16 protein-coding genes and 1 pseudogene are annotated in these 18,683 nt (G+C 38.7%); 3 read left to right on the forward strand and 14 right to left on the reverse strand.

Going from position 1 to position 18,683, the window contains the following annotated elements; genetic code table 11:
• Positions 1-32: 32 nt before the first annotated feature.
• The gene (locus I4V84_RS18690; protein ID WP_243284149.1) at positions 33-347 is read right to left on the reverse strand and encodes an SdpI family protein; all 315 of its coding nucleotides are present in this window, start codon (positions 345-347) and stop codon (positions 33-35) included.
• Between the two features lie 314 nt (positions 348-661).
• Here I4V84_RS18690 and I4V84_RS18695 point away from each other — a divergent pair, with 314 nt between their 5' ends.
• Positions 662-898, forward strand: coding sequence for a DUF6061 family protein (locus tag I4V84_RS18695; RefSeq protein ID WP_187566623.1), 237 nt, complete (start codon positions 662-664; stop codon positions 896-898).
• A 90-nt stretch (positions 899-988) separates the two neighbouring features.
• On the opposite strand, the gene I4V84_RS18700 is transcribed toward I4V84_RS18695, so the two are convergent.
• The 13 genes and pseudogenes from I4V84_RS18700 to I4V84_RS18760 form a co-directional block, all read right to left on the reverse strand.
• Positions 989-2,674, reverse strand: coding sequence for an ABC transporter ATP-binding protein (locus tag I4V84_RS18700; protein ID WP_195993131.1), 1,686 nt, complete (start codon positions 2,672-2,674; stop codon positions 989-991).
• A gap of 240 nt (positions 2,675-2,914) precedes the next feature.
• Positions 2,915-3,691: a hypothetical protein gene (locus I4V84_RS18705; RefSeq protein WP_195993132.1), complete on the reverse strand. Its 777-nt coding sequence runs from the start codon at positions 3,689-3,691 to the stop codon at positions 2,915-2,917.
• A 369-nt stretch (positions 3,692-4,060) separates the two neighbouring features.
• Positions 4,061-4,579, reverse strand: coding sequence for a helix-turn-helix domain-containing protein (locus I4V84_RS18710; protein ID WP_195700429.1), 519 nt, complete (start codon positions 4,577-4,579; stop codon positions 4,061-4,063).
• Positions 4,580-4,733: 154 nt separating this feature from the next.
• Positions 4,734-6,119, reverse strand: a complete 1,386-nt coding sequence (locus tag I4V84_RS18715) for a DUF4179 domain-containing protein (RefSeq protein ID WP_195993133.1) — start codon at positions 6,117-6,119, stop codon at positions 4,734-4,736.
• A complete protein-coding gene (locus I4V84_RS18720; protein ID WP_195993134.1) occupies positions 6,116-6,673 on the reverse strand; it encodes a sigma-70 family RNA polymerase sigma factor in 558 nt (185 codons plus the stop codon). The genes I4V84_RS18715 and I4V84_RS18720 overlap by 4 nt, the downstream gene beginning before the upstream one ends.
• A 350-nt stretch (positions 6,674-7,023) precedes the next feature.
• Positions 7,024-8,061 (reverse strand): annotated as a pseudogene (locus I4V84_RS18725) (hypothetical protein).
• Positions 8,062-8,079: 18 nt separating this feature from the next.
• Positions 8,080-8,904, reverse strand: a complete 825-nt coding sequence (locus tag I4V84_RS18730; RefSeq protein WP_195993135.1) for an AraC family transcriptional regulator — start codon at positions 8,902-8,904, stop codon at positions 8,080-8,082.
• 410 nt (positions 8,905-9,314) lie between these two features.
• Complete coding sequence (locus I4V84_RS18735; RefSeq protein WP_195993136.1) at positions 9,315-11,201, reverse strand: beta-N-acetylhexosaminidase; 1,887 nt, start codon at positions 11,199-11,201, stop codon at positions 9,315-9,317.
• A gap of 29 nt (positions 11,202-11,230) precedes the next feature.
• Entirely contained in the window at positions 11,231-11,740 is a 510-nt protein-coding gene (locus I4V84_RS18740; protein ID WP_195993137.1) for a caspase family protein, read from the reverse strand.
• Positions 11,704-13,623 (reverse strand): asparagine synthase (glutamine-hydrolyzing), encoded by a 1,920-nt coding sequence (gene asnB / locus I4V84_RS18745; protein WP_334286191.1) that lies wholly within the window; start codon positions 13,621-13,623, stop codon positions 11,704-11,706. The genes I4V84_RS18740 and asnB overlap by 37 nt, the downstream gene beginning before the upstream one ends.
• Before the next feature lie 194 nt (positions 13,624-13,817).
• Complete coding sequence (locus tag I4V84_RS18750) at positions 13,818-15,566, reverse strand: M56 family metallopeptidase (RefSeq protein WP_195993139.1); 1,749 nt, start codon at positions 15,564-15,566, stop codon at positions 13,818-13,820.
• Positions 15,567-15,572: 6 nt separating this feature from the next.
• Entirely contained in the window at positions 15,573-15,962 is a 390-nt protein-coding gene (locus I4V84_RS18755) for a BlaI/MecI/CopY family transcriptional regulator (RefSeq protein ID WP_195993140.1), read from the reverse strand.
• Between the two features lie 134 nt (positions 15,963-16,096).
• Complete coding sequence (locus I4V84_RS18760) at positions 16,097-16,987, reverse strand: hypothetical protein (RefSeq protein ID WP_195993141.1); 891 nt, start codon at positions 16,985-16,987, stop codon at positions 16,097-16,099.
• A 178-nt stretch (positions 16,988-17,165) separates the two neighbouring features.
• Here I4V84_RS18760 and I4V84_RS18765 point away from each other — a divergent pair, with 178 nt between their 5' ends.
• Together I4V84_RS18765 and I4V84_RS18770 are read left to right on the forward strand one after the other, a co-directional pair.
• Positions 17,166-17,459 carry an autorepressor SdpR family transcription factor gene (locus tag I4V84_RS18765; RefSeq protein ID WP_195993142.1) on the forward strand — a complete coding sequence of 98 codons (294 nt, stop codon included), beginning with the start codon at positions 17,166-17,168 and terminating at the stop codon, positions 17,457-17,459.
• Positions 17,434-18,468, forward strand: coding sequence for an SdpI family protein (locus I4V84_RS18770; RefSeq protein WP_187566655.1), 1,035 nt, complete (start codon positions 17,434-17,436; stop codon positions 18,466-18,468). Before I4V84_RS18765 ends, I4V84_RS18770 begins: the two co-directional genes overlap by 26 nt.
• Positions 18,469-18,683: the final 215 nt, after the last annotated feature.

The following is an 18,683-nucleotide window of genomic DNA, read 5'->3' on the forward strand; positions in this document are numbered from 1 at the left end:
AGTCAGTAGTCTTATTGTACTCTGAGGTATTTTCAATTTTCAACATCTACGTTTTTTATTATACAGGAAGCTCCTATACTCCCAACACAATCTTCATTTTTTCCAATCACTAAAAGCATGAATATTACTGTTATCGGCAACATAACCATTCCACAGACATACCAGACTTTACCACAATATTTATGAGCAAATTCCCATGTGTCTTTGTTCTTCATAGACATCGAAGTCCGATATCCAAATACTGAATTTATTTCCTTTGGAGCCTTTTTCATAAAATATCTTCCAAAACCAATCATCGTAAATGGAAGAAGCAAATCCATAATCAACATAAAAATCCAAAACCCCATTGTAAGCTCCTTTACTACAACTTCCGATTGAGATTTCACCTGTTTTAAGAGATTTAATAGCTGTTATATTTTGTTATTAAATTCTCCGCAAGCCCTTGAAAACACTGGGTTTATCGCAGGTGAGCTTTCCCTTATTGTTTCCCTTGTGTTATATCGTCCCGTCAATGTTTACGAACTCTGATAAGGGCAAATACAAGGGCAAGAAAATCATATAAAACAGTATAACACAAAATAAAAGTGACATGGTGGACTGATTGAAATGCTTCTGATTTTTGTAACTAATGATTGATTGAATGACAAGGAGATAGGATACGATGAGAACAGTATTTGCAGAATACAATATGTACCGGAACAGCATAGACATCTACACCCATGCTGGTTGTATGCTTCGTATTGACTGCGATAAGGCTGAAGATGGTATTAAAACTACACCATGCTCTCAGTGTGCATTAAATGCTCTTGCTATTGATGAACCTCTTGAATATGCAAAACTATATCTGGATGGAACTATGCAGATATGGGTAGACACAGAAGACTCTATTGAACTTTAAGTACACTAAGGGACTGCTCCTCTAACAATTAAAAAAGTGCAAGAGCAACAGTCCCTTTGTATTTTTACAAGTTTCAACCTAAAAAAACAATTATTTCACATTCGCATTATACAAGTCCATAAAATAAGAATCTGTATGTAGTAGTTCTTCAAAAGGACCTTGTCCAACAATCCTCCCTTCTTTAAAGAGAATAATTCTGTCAAAACCTACAATGGAATTTAATCTATGTGCAATGGCAATGACAGTTTTATCTTTCATTTTTTGCATAACTGATTTCATTACATTTTCTTCTGTTAAATTATCCATTGCAGATGTTGCTTCATCCAAAATGACAAGTTCGGAGTCTTCAAACCACAAGCGAGCTAATGCAAGTCTTTGTTTTTCTCCACCCGATAAACAAGTACCTTTCTCACCAATTTCAGTATTTAAACCTTCCGCAAGATTTTCAACTAAATGAGATAGTTGCACTTCACTCAATGCCTCCAGCATTTGTTCTTCTGACACTTGTTTCTCAAATACCAGATTTTCTTTTATTGTTCCGTCAAAAACAGGGGCATCCTGTGATAGATAACTAACTCTATCATACAGATTATTAAGACAAATTTCTTTTAACTCCATGTCTCCTAAGCGAACTTCTCCTTGATTATATTTTAGCAACCCTAATAATATCCTAATCAAGGTCGATTTTCCGGAACCACTTTCTCCTACAAAAGCTATTTTTTCTCCCTTTTGTATTGACAGGCTCAAGCTATCTATAATTTTCCGTTCCTCATATTGGAATGATAAATTTCTTATTGCAATTTTTCCAACATTTGTATTTATTGCGTTACCGTTTCTTAATTGAACATCGTCTTTTAAGCCTAAAAATTCCTCAAATCTCTTATATGACGCCTTGTCTAATTTATATTGGACATAAAGTACATTAAAAATGGCAATTGGCGTATAAGCATTTTCAATCAGTGCAATTAGTGCAACCACAGAACCTACTGTAAGGTTTTTCGTTTTCCATGCATAAAAAAGAATACCAATATCTAACATTGCCACAAGTAGTGCAAATATTGTGAAGAATGCTTCATGAATCATATTCATTTTTACTTTTGATGAAACAATATCCTCTTTTGCATTACAAGTCTTCTTTATTTCACTCGGGAACTGTTTACTCATACGAAATACCAACATTTCCATATAGCCTCTGACCAAATAGTGATTTAATAGTTCTTCACTATTCAAAATCTTTTCTTTTATTTTATAAAGAAACTTCAATAGAATGTTGGTTATTATAAAAATAACCGTATAGCCTACAAACAGTACATAAGTGACTTTTTCATCTATTTCCCAAATAAAGTATATACTAAAACCAATGGTAGGAAGTAAGTCACGAATCAAACACAACCAGAAATTGAATAATACATTTCTTCCTGCTGCTGAACCATTCTCAATCCTTTGAACAAGTTTGCCCGTACCTATTTTCTGATATTCCGTATAATCGATTGTACTTATTTTTCTAAGTGACAAAAGCTTAAAATCCAGATAAATACCATGTTCCAACTTCTTTTCAGGGTAATTATCCAGATAATTCATACCGTAATTTACCAGCAAAATAAAGCCATATGTTGCAACTCCTGCAAATGCAAGTGTTCTATCAGCCAATCCATCAATAACCTTTTGGAAATAGTCAACCTTGTAATTAGCCACAAATGAATTAAATATACCTAGTCCAATGTAGACCAATACCCATATGCTGTTTTTCTTTAATATTTCTTTTATATAACGCATAACTGTACTCCTTTACATATTGTATTTCAAGCATCAGAGCAGTACAGTCAACGACTACTGGCAAGTTTCTTTTAACCTCAGCACAATCTGCCAACAGTTTACATCAACTGTACTGAGTAGTTACCTCGGATAATTTTCATATCGTTCTCACTTCTTTCTAAAAATTTTCTATTATTATATCATGTTAAGTTCCAATATTCTATCGTAATTCCGTCAAAAGAATATAAAACAAAGAGCATATTATCTTACCCCTCTGTCATTTGTCTGCCTGCTGATACTGTTCTGGTTTTCAGCGGCTTCCCTTTGTAGTCTTGCAAGTTTATCCGACAGTTTTTCATCCTTATGCGTAGGTGTATCCGGTTTTCTGCAGGCATTCTTCCAGATTTCGTATTGTCTCTGATAATCCGTATAAGCATTCCTGCATTCTCTGAATGTCAGCAGGAACTCGTTCATGTTTTCAAAACCGCTATTACGAACCATGTTTGAGAGTCCTGCCTTTAATCGGTTGATATAATCCGTCTTTTCGTCAATCTTTCTCTGCAAATCGCCTTTTCTGATGAGCTTCGCCAGTCCCTTTAAGTTTGACATTTCGATTTCAAGACTGCCTCTTAGTTTCTCAGCTTCAAAGATAATGGCATTCTGGCTGTCCAGTTCTGTCTTTATCTTTTTTAACTTCGGATAAGCGGCTGCTTCCGGTATCATAACAGGCTCTGGCGGTAACACATCTGCTGTAAGTATTCCGTTGTCCTGCTTTTGGGCTTTGTTTTTATCTTCGTGAGTATTTTCACACTGCTGCCTGCTGTGAATGCCTTTTATAGCCTCAAGCACCTTTGTGATAAGCAGTACCAGCTCTGCTATTGCCATATTCAGGATAAGCGAGAGCATTTCGGGCTTATTGCCGTATCGCTCAATCGATCTCTTTACTGGCTCTGTGATATGTTCCCTCTTTATCTGTAAAATATCCTCTATGGGAACCTCACTTATGACAGCCCTGTCAACCTCTCTGTTCCAGTCCATCCGCAGTTTATTATCCTGCTCAATCTGTTCTGCCTTTTGGGTGTTCTTACCAACCTTCTTGGTAGCAAGATATGGACCATTGCAGTCAAATACTGTGAGATTACACCATTATCACGATACTGTTTTAAAAGTGCATTATAAACAATACTTTATACATTTTCCCTACCCTCTTTTAATCTGATACATTTATAGGCTTTATTTATCCAATTATAAAACTTGCCATTCAAAAATCATATGAATTAATTTTTACAAAGCATGCACAAAATGCGATTTTTATTATATTTCGTCTGTTTTTCTATAAAATTGTGCATAAAAGCAGCAGGCACATCCCTGTTTAGAGACATGCCTGTCATGTTTAAATCTTGTTAATTATCTATTATGCAGAACCAGTTTCACATCAAATGTGAATTTTTCTTCATTTAACTGATATTTCTCGGAAAGTACCGGTCCACAGCTGTTAGAACCGATACCATTCTGGGAATAATCAATACAAAGTACAGTGCTTCCACATTTTTCAAGTTCATAGCCGTGCTTTTTATTTGTCAGTTCCTCCTGAGTGTATTCAGAAGCATTAAATGCAATCGTTTTTTTTCCAGCAGCTGACAACGTCATTTTATCATTGCTCACGCACACATAATCGCAGTCTGTATGGCTTCCGTTTTCCTGAGGACGAAGATAATCTTCATGCAGATCTTCGACCTTGGAGGTATAAACTCCATGACTTCCAGAACGGCATTTGATGTCTATGAGAATCTGCAGATCCGGATAGCTCTTTTCATTCTCCCAATTAGACACAGTCTGTCTGGTAACATGAAATATTTTTCCAAATTCCTCCTGGGTCAGCGCCTTTTCTTTTCGTATTTTTAATATCTGCGTTCCAATGTTCATATTGCTCTGCTCCTGTTCTTCCAATCGGTTTTGCTTCTCACCTGGATTATATAAAATATTCTGCCGAATGAAAAGCAATTTACCTTTTACAGCGAAAAAATAGGTATGCAAAGCTTCTTTGACATGGGATTTTGGGAAACAGATTCACGTTTCTCTACTTAATCTGAATCCTTATTTTTTCACCGACAGGTGTCCAGTCAGATTCTGCAGTGATTTCACCTGTAGTTCCATCATATGCGCTTTCTTCGGTTCCATAATCTTCATCCGTTTTATTTGCTGCGTCGGTATTTTCTTTCTGGTCTGTATCGTCTTGAAGCCTTACTTCTGTGGGAGCATCTGCCCCTCCGATAATTTGAGTTTCAACCTGCTCCTCTGCATCTGACGGATTTTCTCCCTCAAAAGTATCCTCTGGAACTTCTTTCACTTCTTCTGTAGTCTCACCAATTTCTACAAAATCGTCATCAACCCAGATAGTGTCTGCAGCAGCCATATAAGGCTCTCTGGTATAAAGCTGTAATTCCAGATAATCGCTGTCAATATCCGGGAGTAAAAGAACCGGACCGTCAGAATCCAGCTGATACATGCCCCAGAAACTGGTTTTAAAACTCCATTGAGATTTACCATCTGCTGAATTACTGCGCAGTTCATACTGTACCTGATTTCCTTTACTGTCTGTCCCCATAAGCATCATCTCATTACCTTTATACAGCTTTTCCTCAAGTTCTTCCGGAATTTCTGCCGCAATTATACTTTGCAGTTTATTCATGGAAAAGTCTGTTAATTTCACGGTTCCTTCTTCTGTTTTAATAGAAATATCTTCTAGCTTTTTATGAACTGTCTGTTTCATAAGCTCCGCATGAGGAATAGAAAAATCAAACTCAAATTCTGCAAAATAATCTTCGCCAAGATTTTCATTTTGATAAGCACCAAGTACCAAATGTACTTCCGGATTTTCTCCCAAATCCTCATCAAGGGAAAAGCGGGATTCCAGAACAGCATCATAGACATTTTCATCCAGTCCGGTATTTAGTAAATCCTCATCCGAATACGGCAGATAGTGTCCGCTTTCGTATTCTTCAATTTTCTGTCCATTTATTGTAGTTTTCTGATAATCAATGTCAAGCTGTGTATTGGCAAAGGTCCAGGCATCTTGGACATCATCCGTGCCCTTTTGCCCGGAAGATGTTTTTTCTGCATGCACCTTTGTTAACAGAACCCCATTATCCAGAACAACTTCTTTTAATGTTACAGTAATTCCTTTGTCTTCCTTAGAGGTATTCAACACTTCCGTATAAGATTCAATGCTTTTGGGGAAACCAAGGGTTTCTCCTATGGACAATGTAATATTTTTTATTGCAGCCTGGATATGCGGATTAGAAAAGATAACAGAACCCAAGGTGACGATCACACAGGCAGCTGCTGCTTTGCTCCACCCTTTTGGTCTCCAGTTTTCCTTTTTGTCACTCCATTCCCGCTCTGCTTCCTCTATATATTTCGGATCAATATTACCAAATTCTTTTGAAAAATCAAACTTTTTCATATGCGTTCTCCTTCTTTTTCCAACAGTTTCAACAGCTTTTTCCGGTTTCTGTATAAATTCATTTTCACGCTTCCCGCTGACATATGATGCCTTTTGGAGATTGCAGAAATAGGATCTAAAAACCAGTATCTTCGTACAAAAATATTTCTGTCCTTTGGAGACATTTCTTCCAAAAAACGATTTATGGTTTCCATCAGTTCTTTTTCCGCCAGCTGTTCTTCCACGGTATAAGTTACATTTAGCTGATCCATTTCCTCTATAACATCTGCCACATGAACATCCGGGCGCTTGCCTGCAAACTTTTTCCTTAAACGGTCGATACTAAGATTTCTTGTAATCCGACCGCAAAAGTGTGCCAATACAGGAGGATGCGTAGGAGGAATCTGTGACCATACTGAAAACCAGGTATCATTCAGACATTCCTCGGCATCTTCTCTATTTGCCAATAAATTCCAGGCAATCTTGTAGCAATAGGGATGATACTTAGTACTTAATTCTATAATTCCATTCTCATCTCTTTTCAAAAACAGGTTTATAATTTCATCATCATTCATTTACAGGTTGTCCTCCGGGTTTCTTTAAGATAAAAGTCACTGTCCATAATCTGACCAGCAACAGATAAGGCGCCTTTTTGAATAAAAATATTTCCATTCATATTATATATCGTAAAAAATAGTGGATGGTAACAGAAAAATTTAATTTTTTTCAATTGAGAACCAAATTACAATTTTGGTTTTCAGTAGATTAACTTTTGGGGGTAAAAATAAATAATGAAAAGCAGCCGATATTCTCATTTTATATATCATGAGATACCGGCTGCAACTGCTGTTATAAAATATTTTCTTGTTCTGTAGTTTTGTACTTCATACTACAGCATTCATTATAATCACGGTCAAAGCACGTCTTATAAACTGTCCACAAAACGCATAAAATCTTCTCTTCCTTTTGGTGTGCATTTATAAACTCCGGCATCTTCCAGCACATGAACAAACACCAGTCCTACTTCTTTTTGAAGAATTGCATGAATGTTCTCTGCATTAATATCCGGATATTTTTCCAGCAATTCTTTCACCCAGTCCTCATGCTTTGTTATTTTTCATTTGAAGAAATATCTTTTCCAGATAAAATGTATTCCTCTAAAAGCTCCAGCTCTTCTTTTAATCTGGCCGGAAGAACTGCAAACCCCATTACCTCGATCAGTCCGATATTTTCCTTTTTAATATGATGGTACTGTGCATGTGGATGATATACACCAAGTGGATGTTCTTTCGTCGTAATATTATTGCGAAGTGTCAGATCCAGCTCGTATACATCTTCCACTTTATGGGCAATTGGGGTTATGGTATTATGTGGCTCTCCGTCCGTATTGGCAAATACAAAGGCTGCTTCATCTGTATAGCCTCTCCATGCCTGCAGCACATGTGTTGCAAGGTCAATCAACCGTTCTGGATTTTTATGACGGATACGGAGCACTGATAACGGCCACTTTACAATTCCCGCTTCCACATTCTCAAATCCAGGAATGGTCACATGCTTTTCAATCGGTGCCTTAGCCATTGCGAAGGTATAATGTCCTCCCTGGAAATGGTCATGGCTTAAAATAGAACCGCCTACAAGCTGCTTTTGGATTCTCCCCATATTTTTTCCAGAACGTTGTCTGTACTTCTGTAGGTCGTGGCATGAGGCAATTCATCAGTCTGGTATCAAACAGGTCTTTATAGACAACACTGTCTTCAATCAATCCCCGATCAATTGCCTCTTTTAACAGTTCATCCAGAACCTTCTCAAGTTCAATGTTCTGAAATTCCTGTTCCGGTGCAGTGTAATCATCCTCGTAAAATACATCCAGCAGAAGATTTGTTGTGTAATTTCTCTCACATTCTGGTATCAGTTTCGTCTCGACTCCATACTGTACCAGTTTTGCAATACTCTCACTCAGCATATTTTTATCCTCTCTTTTCTATATGATTTCATTTTGCAGAACAAACTTTTCTCTGTACAGATTCCGGTATTCTCTTGGTGTCATTTTGCAGCGTTCTCTGAAAACCCGGTTAAAAGTCCGCTGACTTTCAAATCCTGCATCCATGGAAATGTCCGTAATGCTTTTGTCAGTACACTCTAAATGAACACAGACATAGTTTAATCTCTGTTCATTTAAATATTGGTTAAAATTTCTATGAAAAGTTCCGGAAAAGACACGCGAAAGTGTAAATTTACTTACTCCCATATCTCTTGCCATCTTTTCCAGGGACATTTCTTCTTTAAAATGTTTTGCAATATAGGAGACCGTCTGATAAATGATATCATTGCTCTCCACACTGCTCTTTTCCTGTAAGTTAAATGCCGGGATACTTCTGGCCAAAAGGATCTGCACATAAGCCTGTTCTACAACAAGGTTAGGATTTTGCTCCTTTTTATCGAGCTTCAGGCACCGAATTGCATTTACAATATCCCGGTGGATCTGCGGCTTTTTAATCACAGGATTTTTCGGACAGTATTTCTGCATAACAGAAGTAAATTGTCCGCAAAGTATGGGCTGCGCCCACAGATAGCATGCCTTATTATTCTCTCCTGAAAAGACCTGGCAGTGATGGATCACTTCCGGAAAAAGGACTGCAAAATCACCTTCCTCCATGTGAAAGAGTTCCTGGCCCATTCCAAGCTCCAAGCATCCTTCTGTAAGATAGATGAATTCAACTGAATTGTGCAGATGAGGGGATTCATGTCTGGCAATGCGGGAATGTAAATGCAGGTTTTCTTTTTTCTCTTCATAAACCGGAAACATAATTTCTCTCCTCTGCAAATTTTGTCTGTTTTTTCTTTTCATTTGGCACGTAATCCGCTTTCAGGTGATTTATAATGCACTTGTAAGTTAAGAAAAGAGGTGAACGAAATGAAAAATTTAAAAGCTTATATCTTATATGTGATGAATTTCTACGCAAACTATTATAAAGTTTGCCGCTAATGCCAGAAGAGAATTCCGGTATTCGGCCGGATTTTCTTCTGCATAAACTATCACATCCGCTTTTTATTAGTATAACCAACTGATGAACCCCTGTACATGAATAGGATTCTTTAAAATATAGACAAAATGATACAAAAAAAGATATGCTGCAAAAAATGACTGTATTTCCTGCCTCATATCTTTCCTTAATCCAATGACAGACAGCCCGAAAATATCGGGCTGTCTGCTTTTTAGATGGTATCAATCAGATCACTTCCACTAATGATCTGGCTCCAGCGGTTTTCACGTTTGTCCGCATTTTTCTCAAAGTATGGAAGTCGCGTTTCTTCCAGTTCCTCCAGGCATGGGATGCTTCCATCCAGATACTTTTTTGTTCTCCGGATGGTACTGTTAAGTCTGGTGATCACAGCTCCAAGTTTCACATTCATCAGTTCGTAGCCAAATGGCTTTGCCTCTGACATCCACAGGTCTTCTCTTAAGACCTTCATTTCTTCTAAATTCTGAATGGTCTCCGGAATTTCTTTTTCGCAGATTTTCTTTAAATCCTGCAGCTGGTTCTTATCATAGGCTGCTTTCATACGGACACCAAGGTCTGCCTTATCTGCCAGCACTGCCGCTAACTTTTCATAATAAGCAAATAATGCAGCATATGCAGAAGAATTCTCCTGGCAGGCTGCCATCTGCTCCTTTAATTTCTCATAGTAGGCACCTGTGTCAACGCCGCTCATCACCACCTCCCGGTCAAAAATCCCTGCCAGGGGATCCTGATACAGAAGATATTTGGATGGATTCTGCGCTTCCTGATTCGCCTTTCCATTTAAGAACAACGAGTCGAAAGCATCCAAAGCCATGAAATCTTTTAGATTTCCGCCTACGCACTCCTTAAACTCTTCTTCCAATACTTTTTCATCGTATTCCAGATGGAATCCAAGATGTGCAAACAGTGCCACTCCCGGCCATACTGCATCCACCGGGGTTTCTGCACCATTATCCATCCATGCGGTACAAAATACCTCTTTCATCTGGTATTTCTTGCAGGTCTGAAGAGCTGCCTTTGTGCATGCAAAGGTCTTGGAATAATTGGGGGCGATTCCATTCCAGATCCAGGATCCTCCTGCAAAGATCACATCATTAGATAGCTGCTTGTGAATGTTCAGCATTTTTTCATAAGATTTCTCATCATCATGGTAATAATCCCAATATACCAGGCCAAGCCCCTTTTCCGGCTTTTCCCAAGAAGAACAGTCGGCATCAGCAGGCACTTCGTAATAGCCGCCGTTTGTATTGGCTGTGATATACATGTCACTCCAGATCATAGGCTCCAGACCAAGCTTTTTGCAGATAGCAAGAACACGTTTACAATGCTCTCTGACAAGAACAGAGCCTTTCTCATAACCGTTTTCTCTCAGATATTTTCCAAGTCCCAGAAGGACAGCTTCATCCATGCCAAGATGTACACGGCGTGTGGTAAAAGAATCCTTTACACTCAGAAGGAGTTTTTCAATAAATACATAGGTCTCTTCTTTTCCCACGATCAGAACATCCGTGGAATCCTTAATTTCATTTTTACCCGGCCACTTCAGAGCATTATGCAGATGCGCCAGTGTCTGAATGCAGGGAACCAGCTCGATTCCAAACATGGAAGCGTATGCATCCATCTCCTGGATTTCAGCTTTTGTATAGTGTCCGCGGTAGCTGCCGAAATAGGGTTCTCCCGGTACTTCGTAGGTATCTTCTGTATATAGCATCAGTACATTCATTCCCATTTTGGCAAGTGTCCGAATGACAGATTTTACTTTTTCTACTGTAAACACAGCATTTCTGGAGCAGTCCAGCATAAATCCGTTCCGTTCAAAATATACCGTTTCCTGATTTTCATATGTATCTGTATCTAAATGATGCAGCACCTGGTTCAGTCCCCTATAATAATGGGCTGATTCTTTACAAGTAATCTGAACCCGGTTTCCCACCCGTTTTGCAGTGAGCTGTGGATTCTCGTTAAATTCAACCCTTACTTCCAGGTTCTCCGGAATCTGCTTCATCTCTTCCAGTAATGCCTCTGTTCCCGCCTTTAGTTTTTCACATCCCATAACTGAAGATGCAAACGAAATCTTCATAGCTTTTTTTCTCCTTTTGCCGTTACGTTCTAGTAAATCTGCTTTAGTATATACCAGCATGTTTCTTTTTGTCTATGAACATAGCTTTTGGGGTATATCATATCCCTCAATTGAGCCACAAACACTTTTGGAAAATCAGCCATAACAATTAACCACTTTCTATGCTGTTGAACTACTGAGTTGCCATCATTATTATATATTTGTTCTTCAGAGCCTTTACCGTGAAGAAATATGTCGTTTTCTGTACCTTTCGTTATATAGGAAAATTCCTTCATTTCCTCGAATATTTCTTCCATAGATTCAATTGTCTGGACACGCATTTCTTCATTAGAAAAGACTTTCTTTATTGCATCTACTAATTTTTCCCCAGATAGTGGAAAATTAAGATGTTCAATCTGTTTCTCAGCTTCCTCTGCAGGTACAAATTTATTTTTCTTAAATTCTTCCAGACACCTAATTAGTGCATTATTATGAATATAAAAAAGAATATATTGAAGTTTTATTATTGCAGCCTTGTAACCAACTCTCCCTTCGAACATGTAGCAAAAAATCTATCGTACCAGATAAGGAATGTTAAAACTGTCCAGATTTTACGGCTGTTATCTGCCTTTTTATTTTTATGGTCTTTCAGAAGCTGAAGCAGTTCCTCTGTACGAAAAAATTCTTCTGCCGCTTTTGAGGTAAATAAATCCGTTACCATCTGATACCAGTCATCCTGCCGTAGCCACACACGGATTGGAATGGGAAAACCAAGTTTCTTACGTTCATCGGTTTCCTGTGGAAGAAATTTTGAAACAGCTTTACGAAAAATATATTTGGTTGTACCTGCTGCAATCTTAGTTTCTTTCGGAAGCTTTGCTGCAAAGTCAAAAACTTCTTTATCCAGAAATGGTACCCTGACTTCCAGGGAATGTGCCATACTCATTTTATCTGCTTTCTGCAAAATATCGCCAGGAAGCCAGTAGTTCAAATCTACAGACTGCATTTTTTCCATGTCTTGAAGTCCGCCTCTGTTTTCTGCCTCAAGCTCTTCATAAAATGGTCTTAAATATTCCTGCGTGGAAGGTCCTGTTACTTTATTTTTTAAAATCTGCGCTTTCTCTTTTTCACGGTAGATATATGCATTTCCAATGAAACGTTCTTCCACTTTCATTCCCGCGCGGATAAGAAAATCCCGACCTTTCACATCTGGCAGCTTTGCGGCCAGTTTTCTAACAGCACGTCTAAGCCTGAATGGAATCCAGGCAACTTTCTTTAATGCTTCCGGTTCTCTATAAATATTGTATCCACCGAAAAGTTCATCTGCACCTTCCCCGGAAAGGACTACCTTAACATGACCGGCAGCCTCTTTGGAAAGAAAATAAAGTGCAACTGCGGAGGCATCCCCAAGTGGTTCATCCATATGATACATCACATCTGGAAGGACATCCCAGAATTCCTGCTTGGATATGATTTTCACATGGTGTTTCAAACCTGCTTTTTTTGCCACTTTGGCAGCTTTGTTTACTTCACTATATCGATCTCCCTCATCAAATCCCACTGTAAATGCCTGATCTGCACCGGAGGAAGAAGCCAGATAACCGGAATCCACTCCACCTGATAAAAATGCGCCGACTTCCACATCACTTAACATATGATGCTTCACTGAATCCTTTAAAATCTCGGAAAGCTGGCTCCGCAGCTGCGCCATATTCGTCTTATGGTTCCACTGACCTGGTGTAAGCTTTGGTTTGAAATAAGTCTTTATTTCATAGCTTCCGTTTTTATATAAAAGCATATGTCCAGGCATCAGTTTATAAATTCCCTTAAAGAAGGTCTCTTCCAGAGGAGAATATTGAAATGACAAATACTGCTCCAGTGCCTTCTGATTTACTTTCCTTTCATAGCCTGGAAATGCAAGGATACTCTTAATTTCAGAAGCAAATACAAAGTGCCCATCTATTTCGGCATAGTACACAGGCTTAATTCCAAAGAAATCCCTTGCAAGCATCAAAGTCTGCTCTTTTTCATTCCATACTGCAAACCCAAACATTCCCCTAAGTTTATCCAGTGCCTTCTCCCCATACTGCTGAAGGGTATTTACCAGAACTTCCGTATCGGAATGGGTGCAAAAAGAAATGCCGAAAGTCTCAAGTTCTGCCCGCAGTTCTTTATAATCATAGATTTCTCCATTAAAAACAATATGCAGATTTCCATCCGCACTTTCCATAGGCTGCTGCCCATCTTCTAAATCAATAATACTAAGTCTTCGAAAGCCCAGCGTAATCTTCTCCCTGCAAAAGGAGCCCTCACTGTCCGGGCCTCTATGCTCAATGGCTTTCATCATCCTTTCAATTACTGTCTTCTGATCCTGTCTGTAACCTGTAAATCCACAGATTCCGCACATTTCTTCCTCCGTATCCATTTGATGTAGTTTAGACACTGCAACAACTTTTGTTACAGTCCAAAATTTTTTCCAATATTTTATCATAAAAATATCTGTTTGTTGTAAAATAAAAATGTCTTTCTTATCAAATAATTATATTTCCAAATAGCTTTTATATCTCATATAACATTTTACAAGAAAAGAAACGTTTTCCAGTCTCTTATTTGCTTCCGGAAAACGTTTCTTTTCATTTACTCTTCATAAAGATTTCCGTTCTCATCGGTCCAGGTTCCGTCACCATTATCTGTGTATCCTACACCTTCTGAATCACAGTAATAATAATCTCCGTTTGTAGTCTCTTTTACATTAACGGTGCCGCTGCTGCCCTTGAGTTCATGCTTTTCCAGCTGTGTTCCGAAATTATAGTCTTCGTCATTCCAGGTACGATATGAATTTCCATTGGCATCTGCCCAGTTTCCATCTCCCTGATAACTGTATCGGCTCCCATAAGCATCAGAATAGGTCCCATCTCCGTTATCGTAAAGAACTCTGGATTCTTCATCTCCTCCACCCGGTGCTACAATTGATGCTACACCGGAAGTAGTAGTGAATCCACTGGTATATGGTACGCCTGCTGGCAGATTTTCATAAGATGAAACAGACCCGTTGTTGTCAGAGGTAATTCCATCATCGGTCGTTTCACTTACCTGTCCGCTGTTTTCCATGGCAGGTTCATCATTTGTTTCCGCATCCGCTTTTTCCTCTTCGTCTACAGAATCCTCTGTATCTGTATTCTCTGTCACTCCTCCTTCGTCCTGTGTTTCAGCAGCTTTCTGCATAGTTACCATTTCAGAAAACGGTGCATAATCCGGTACATTATTTTTCTCTGGATCTGCATTTTTTTCAATACCAGACTTCTCCGTCTCTACTGAAACTGTATCTGTCCCGGCAGAGACATTAAATACCAGATTACCGCCTGCAAGCAGCAGCGTCACAAGAATTCCCGGAAGAATTCCTTTGCGGAGTTTCCGAATGTTCACCATATACAGAATCCGATCTTTAAACACCATTTCGCTGTCATTAAGACTTGCTGTCACATATGGAATCTGATTTTCCATGGCCACTGTCCTGAGAAGCAGCTGTCGATATAATTTATGTTCCTTTTTATTAACTCTGCGAACAACCGCTGTATCACACAGATTCTCAATATCCTTATCCGCTTCTTTCAGCATGATAAGAAGAAAGGGATTGAACCAGTATATCGATGCACAGATTCGAAGGAGCATCTTATACCAGAGATCCCGATGGCAATAATGTGTAAGTTCATGGTAAAAGATAAGTTTTCTTTCTTCTGCTGAATACCCGGTTGCTGGTAGATACAATTTTGTATGTAAAAGTCCTGCAAGAAGCGGTGTGGTAAGACCTGCGTTTTGCCTGAGTTCCGGTATTCTGCGTACGTGCTTCTTTTGACACGCTGCACGGTACATCTGAATACTCACCGTATCACTTACCTGTAGACTCATCCGTTCCAGATTCCTTATAGAAAAATAATATGCCAGCAATTCTCCTGTCAGTTTAAGTACCGCTACGCTCGGCCAGACAACAACAAAAATCACAGCCACAATTCCCAGCCATTTATCTGATTCGTACCTAACAGTTCTCTTTTGTTCCGGAATTTCTGTCAGATTTTTCATGTCATTGCTCGCAGATGATACGGTTTCTGTTATCTTCTGACTTTCCTCTGGTCTGACTGCATAATCCGTTATCTTCGGGTTTTGCGTATTCTGTTGACTGCTTCTAAGTACTTTGAAATCCACCAGTGCCAGATTCTCCGGAAGGCGCACCGGAATACAAAGGCTTATCGTAATCAACAGCCAGATAAAGTACTTCCATCTCGCTGATACACGTCCTTTAAACAGAGTCGCAAGCACTTTTACCAGTAAAATTACTACTGCTGCAATAATGTTCAGTTTCAGAATGTGCAGAATGAAAACCTCCATAATTTGCTATTCCTCCCTGTCCTCCAGGTTCTTAAGAAATTCACTGAGATCCTGGACTTCTTCCGAGCTGATTTTCTTTCCATGATAAAGTGAAGTTACAAACTTTTTTAGTGAATTCCCATAAAGCTTCTCAAGAACACTCTGGCTTTCATGTGCCTGATAATCTGACTGCGAAACCAGGGGTGTATACAGATTCATTTTTCCCTGTTTCGTCACTTCCACGAAATTTTTGTTCTCCAGTCTGGTCAGCAATGACAAAATTGTTGTTGATGCAAGCTTTTTCTCCATATTGATCACTTTCTCAATCTCCGGTCTGGTCATCGGCGGAGTATTATTCCAAAGAACGAGCATAATATCCAGTTCTGATTCCGGAAGTCTCTGGTAAGTTTTTTTCACTTTTTCATACCTCCCCTGTTACATATTTTCTACAAATGTAGGAATAACTCTATTTTACCACGGTTCACGGAAATGGCAAGGGCTTTTGCACAATTTGCAAATGCTCTTGCCATTCCTGCAGCTACTGACCACTATCAGTCTATTTCTGTATAGCTGCTGCCATTTTCATCACTCCATGTCCCGTCTCCGTTGTCCGTAAATCCTGTACCATTTTCGTCCTGGAAATAATAATCACCATTTGTAGTTTCCGTAACCGTCACAGTATTACCGTTTGCATCCTGAAGGTCATGCTGTTCCAACGTATGTCCCAGATGATGAGTGTCATCATTCAGAGCTGAGTAGGTATTTCCATTTTCGTCGGTATAAGTTTCATCCCCATTATCGGTATAGTTCATTCCATCATCTCCACGATATTCACAAGAATAATCTTTGTGAAGAATGTAATTAATCTCAATGGTATTTCCATCACTGTCAACTAATGTCAGTGGTGAGGTGGAAATAATATCTGAACCATCACTGTTATCTGCGGAAGCATTCACTTCTGTATCGGAAGAATCTGAATCTCCCTTGCCTCCCGGATTGGAAGTATCGGTATCCTCCTGATCAGAATTCTCTGTTGAATCTTCATCTGCCTGTCTGGTAAGGGAGGGATTTCCTGGATAGGAAATATATTCTACGAATTTTCTGACATCACCGATATCATCTGCATCTTTTGCATATCCCACCGTCATATATAAACTGTTCCCCTCTGAATAAACTGTCTGATAGCAGGCTTCATACGTATCATTGCATTTTGCAATTGCTATATTGACATCATCAAGTGAATATTTGTAAATGTTTACATAATCACTTCCATTCGTGTAGCTGGCATAAGTACCTTCCGTATCTGCCTTTTCCCAGTCGGAATCTGCTGGCGGCTGTGTATAAAAGTCATTATTTTCTGCTGCCAGAACCGTTCCTGCTGAAAAAGTTCCCAATACCGCCGTAGTGATAAGTGTCATTAACTTTACTGTTCCTGTCTTCATAGTGCATTCTCCCTGTTTATTATTTTCTACTTTTGTAGAAGTTGTTTATATTCTACATCTGTAGAATATAAATGTCAACCATATTTTGAAGTAACTGGTTCTTGACACATAATATCCCTTGCATTATAATATGTTTAACAATTAGGTTAAATGTTAAATGAAAGGATGTGATGAATTATTGGGTATACAGGATACATTAAAAGCACTGGCTGATCCAACACGACGTGAGATTTTGAACTTATTGAAGAATGGGCGGCTTTCAGCTGGAGAAATATGCGAACATTTTTCAGTGACGGGAGCATCCATATCAAGACATCTGGCAATATTGAAGGAAGCTGATTTGATCCGAAACCAAAGAGAAGGAAAGTTTATTTATTATGAATTAAATACTTCCGTATTGGAAGATGTCATGTTGTGGATCACAGATTTGAAAGGAGCATCGAACGATGAAGGAAATGATAAAAAAATATAGAGGTTCATTAATTAGCTCTATACTGGTAATTCTTGCAGGAGTCCTGGTGGGTTTTACGAGTACACACGGTAAATGGATAAATGTATTTTTTGTAGTAACGCACTGTATATTTGTAGCAATCATATTTTATGATAACAGAAGCCGACAACAGAGTCCAAAAGTTATAGGAATGACTATATGGATGATACCTGTTATTACATTGCTCTATAATGGCATTGCCAGATTGGTAAATACCGGAGCAGGCATGGAGAACCTGTTCATGGCATTCATGTATTATGGAACAGGCTTACTATTCATGGTTATAGGAAATTATCTGCCAAAGGTAAAGCAGAATAATACGATAGGAATCCGGGTTATATGGACATTGCAGGATGAGGAAAACTGGAATGCAACTCATAGATTCAGTGGGAAACTATGGATGGCATCAGGTATTCTGTGTATGCTCTGTGGTCTTTTTGAGGAAAGTATGGCTGCTCTTGTTTTGTATATCGTAAGCATTATGGCAGCTGCAATCATCAGCATTCTCTATTCTTATCTATTTTATAAGAAAAAGATAGCGACCGGAGAAAAATTAAAAATTCAGTATAACAAAAAAACAATTGGAGTATCCGGAATCATAGCCATTTTAACCATTATATTCGGTATATGGACGTTGTTTTTGGGAAGTATTGAGATTCGTTTCGAGGATAAAGATTTTACCATTGAGGCACAAGGCTGGAGCGATTATACAGTGGACTATGCGCAGATTGACAGTATCTCATATGAAGAAAATTCATCTCAGAACCGGAATGATTATAGAACCAACGGTTTAGGAAATCTTAGATATGCTATGGGAAATTTTAGAAATGATGTTTATGGAGATTATATCAGGTATACCCATTCATCCTGTCATTCATATGTAGTCATGAGTATAGATGGAAAAATATTGGTCGTAAATGGTGAAAATGATTCAGCGACAAAGGAAATCTATCATACAATTAGCGAAAAGGTGTCAAATGAATTAAAATAGCATCAGAAATGCTGGGAAAATGTTCCCGACTCATCAATTGACTTGTGTTTGGATAGGTGCCGCGTTTAATAAACCAAGTTCTTTCGCTTCTTTTATGTAATCAACAGAATTGTATTTTTTAATTCTCTTGCCGCAGCCCCCATAGGATGCTGGCTGTCATACACCAGGCAGATCTGGCGCTCCGGAATTTCATCTTTTAATGGGATCTGTACGAT

Source organism: Ruminococcus sp. 1001713B170207_170306_F1 (genome assembly GCF_015668065.1).
In the GTDB taxonomy this organism is placed as follows: domain Bacteria; phylum Bacillota; class Clostridia; order Lachnospirales; family Lachnospiraceae; genus Blautia_A; species Blautia_A faecis.

Excerpts from the sequence above, each read along its gene's own strand:
- I4V84_RS18770 (WP_187566655.1), top strand. The coding sequence starts at position 17,434 with ATGAAGGAAATGATAAAAAAATATAGAGGTTCATTAATTAGCTCTATA.
- I4V84_RS18690 (WP_243284149.1), bottom strand. The coding sequence starts at position 347 with ATGGGGTTTTGGATTTTTATGTTGATTATGGATTTGCTTCTTCCATTT.
- I4V84_RS18760 (WP_195993141.1), bottom strand. The coding sequence starts at position 16,987 with ATGAAGACAGGAACAGTAAAGTTAATGACACTTATCACTACGGCGGTA.
- I4V84_RS18740 (WP_195993137.1), bottom strand. The coding sequence starts at position 11,740 with ATGTTCGAAGGGAGAGTTGGTTACAAGGCTGCAATAATAAAACTTCAA.
- I4V84_RS18735 (WP_195993136.1), bottom strand. The coding sequence starts at position 11,201 with ATGAAGATTTCGTTTGCATCTTCAGTTATGGGATGTGAAAAACTAAAG.
- I4V84_RS18730 (WP_195993135.1), bottom strand. The coding sequence starts at position 8,904 with ATGTTTCCGGTTTATGAAGAGAAAAAAGAAAACCTGCATTTACATTCC.
- I4V84_RS18720 (WP_195993134.1), bottom strand. The coding sequence starts at position 6,673 with ATGAATGATGATGAAATTATAAACCTGTTTTTGAAAAGAGATGAGAAT.
- I4V84_RS18700 (WP_195993131.1), bottom strand. The coding sequence starts at position 2,674 with ATGCGTTATATAAAAGAAATATTAAAGAAAAACAGCATATGGGTATTG.
- I4V84_RS18715 (WP_195993133.1), bottom strand. The coding sequence starts at position 6,119 with ATGAAAAAGTTTGATTTTTCAAAAGAATTTGGTAATATTGATCCGAAA.
- I4V84_RS18710 (WP_195700429.1), bottom strand. The coding sequence starts at position 4,579 with ATGAACATTGGAACGCAGATATTAAAAATACGAAAAGAAAAGGCGCTG.
- I4V84_RS18695 (WP_187566623.1), top strand. The coding sequence starts at position 662 with ATGAGAACAGTATTTGCAGAATACAATATGTACCGGAACAGCATAGAC.
- I4V84_RS18750 (WP_195993139.1), bottom strand. The coding sequence starts at position 15,566 with ATGGAGGTTTTCATTCTGCACATTCTGAAACTGAACATTATTGCAGCA.
- I4V84_RS18705 (WP_195993132.1), bottom strand. The coding sequence starts at position 3,691 with ATGGACTGGAACAGAGAGGTTGACAGGGCTGTCATAAGTGAGGTTCCC.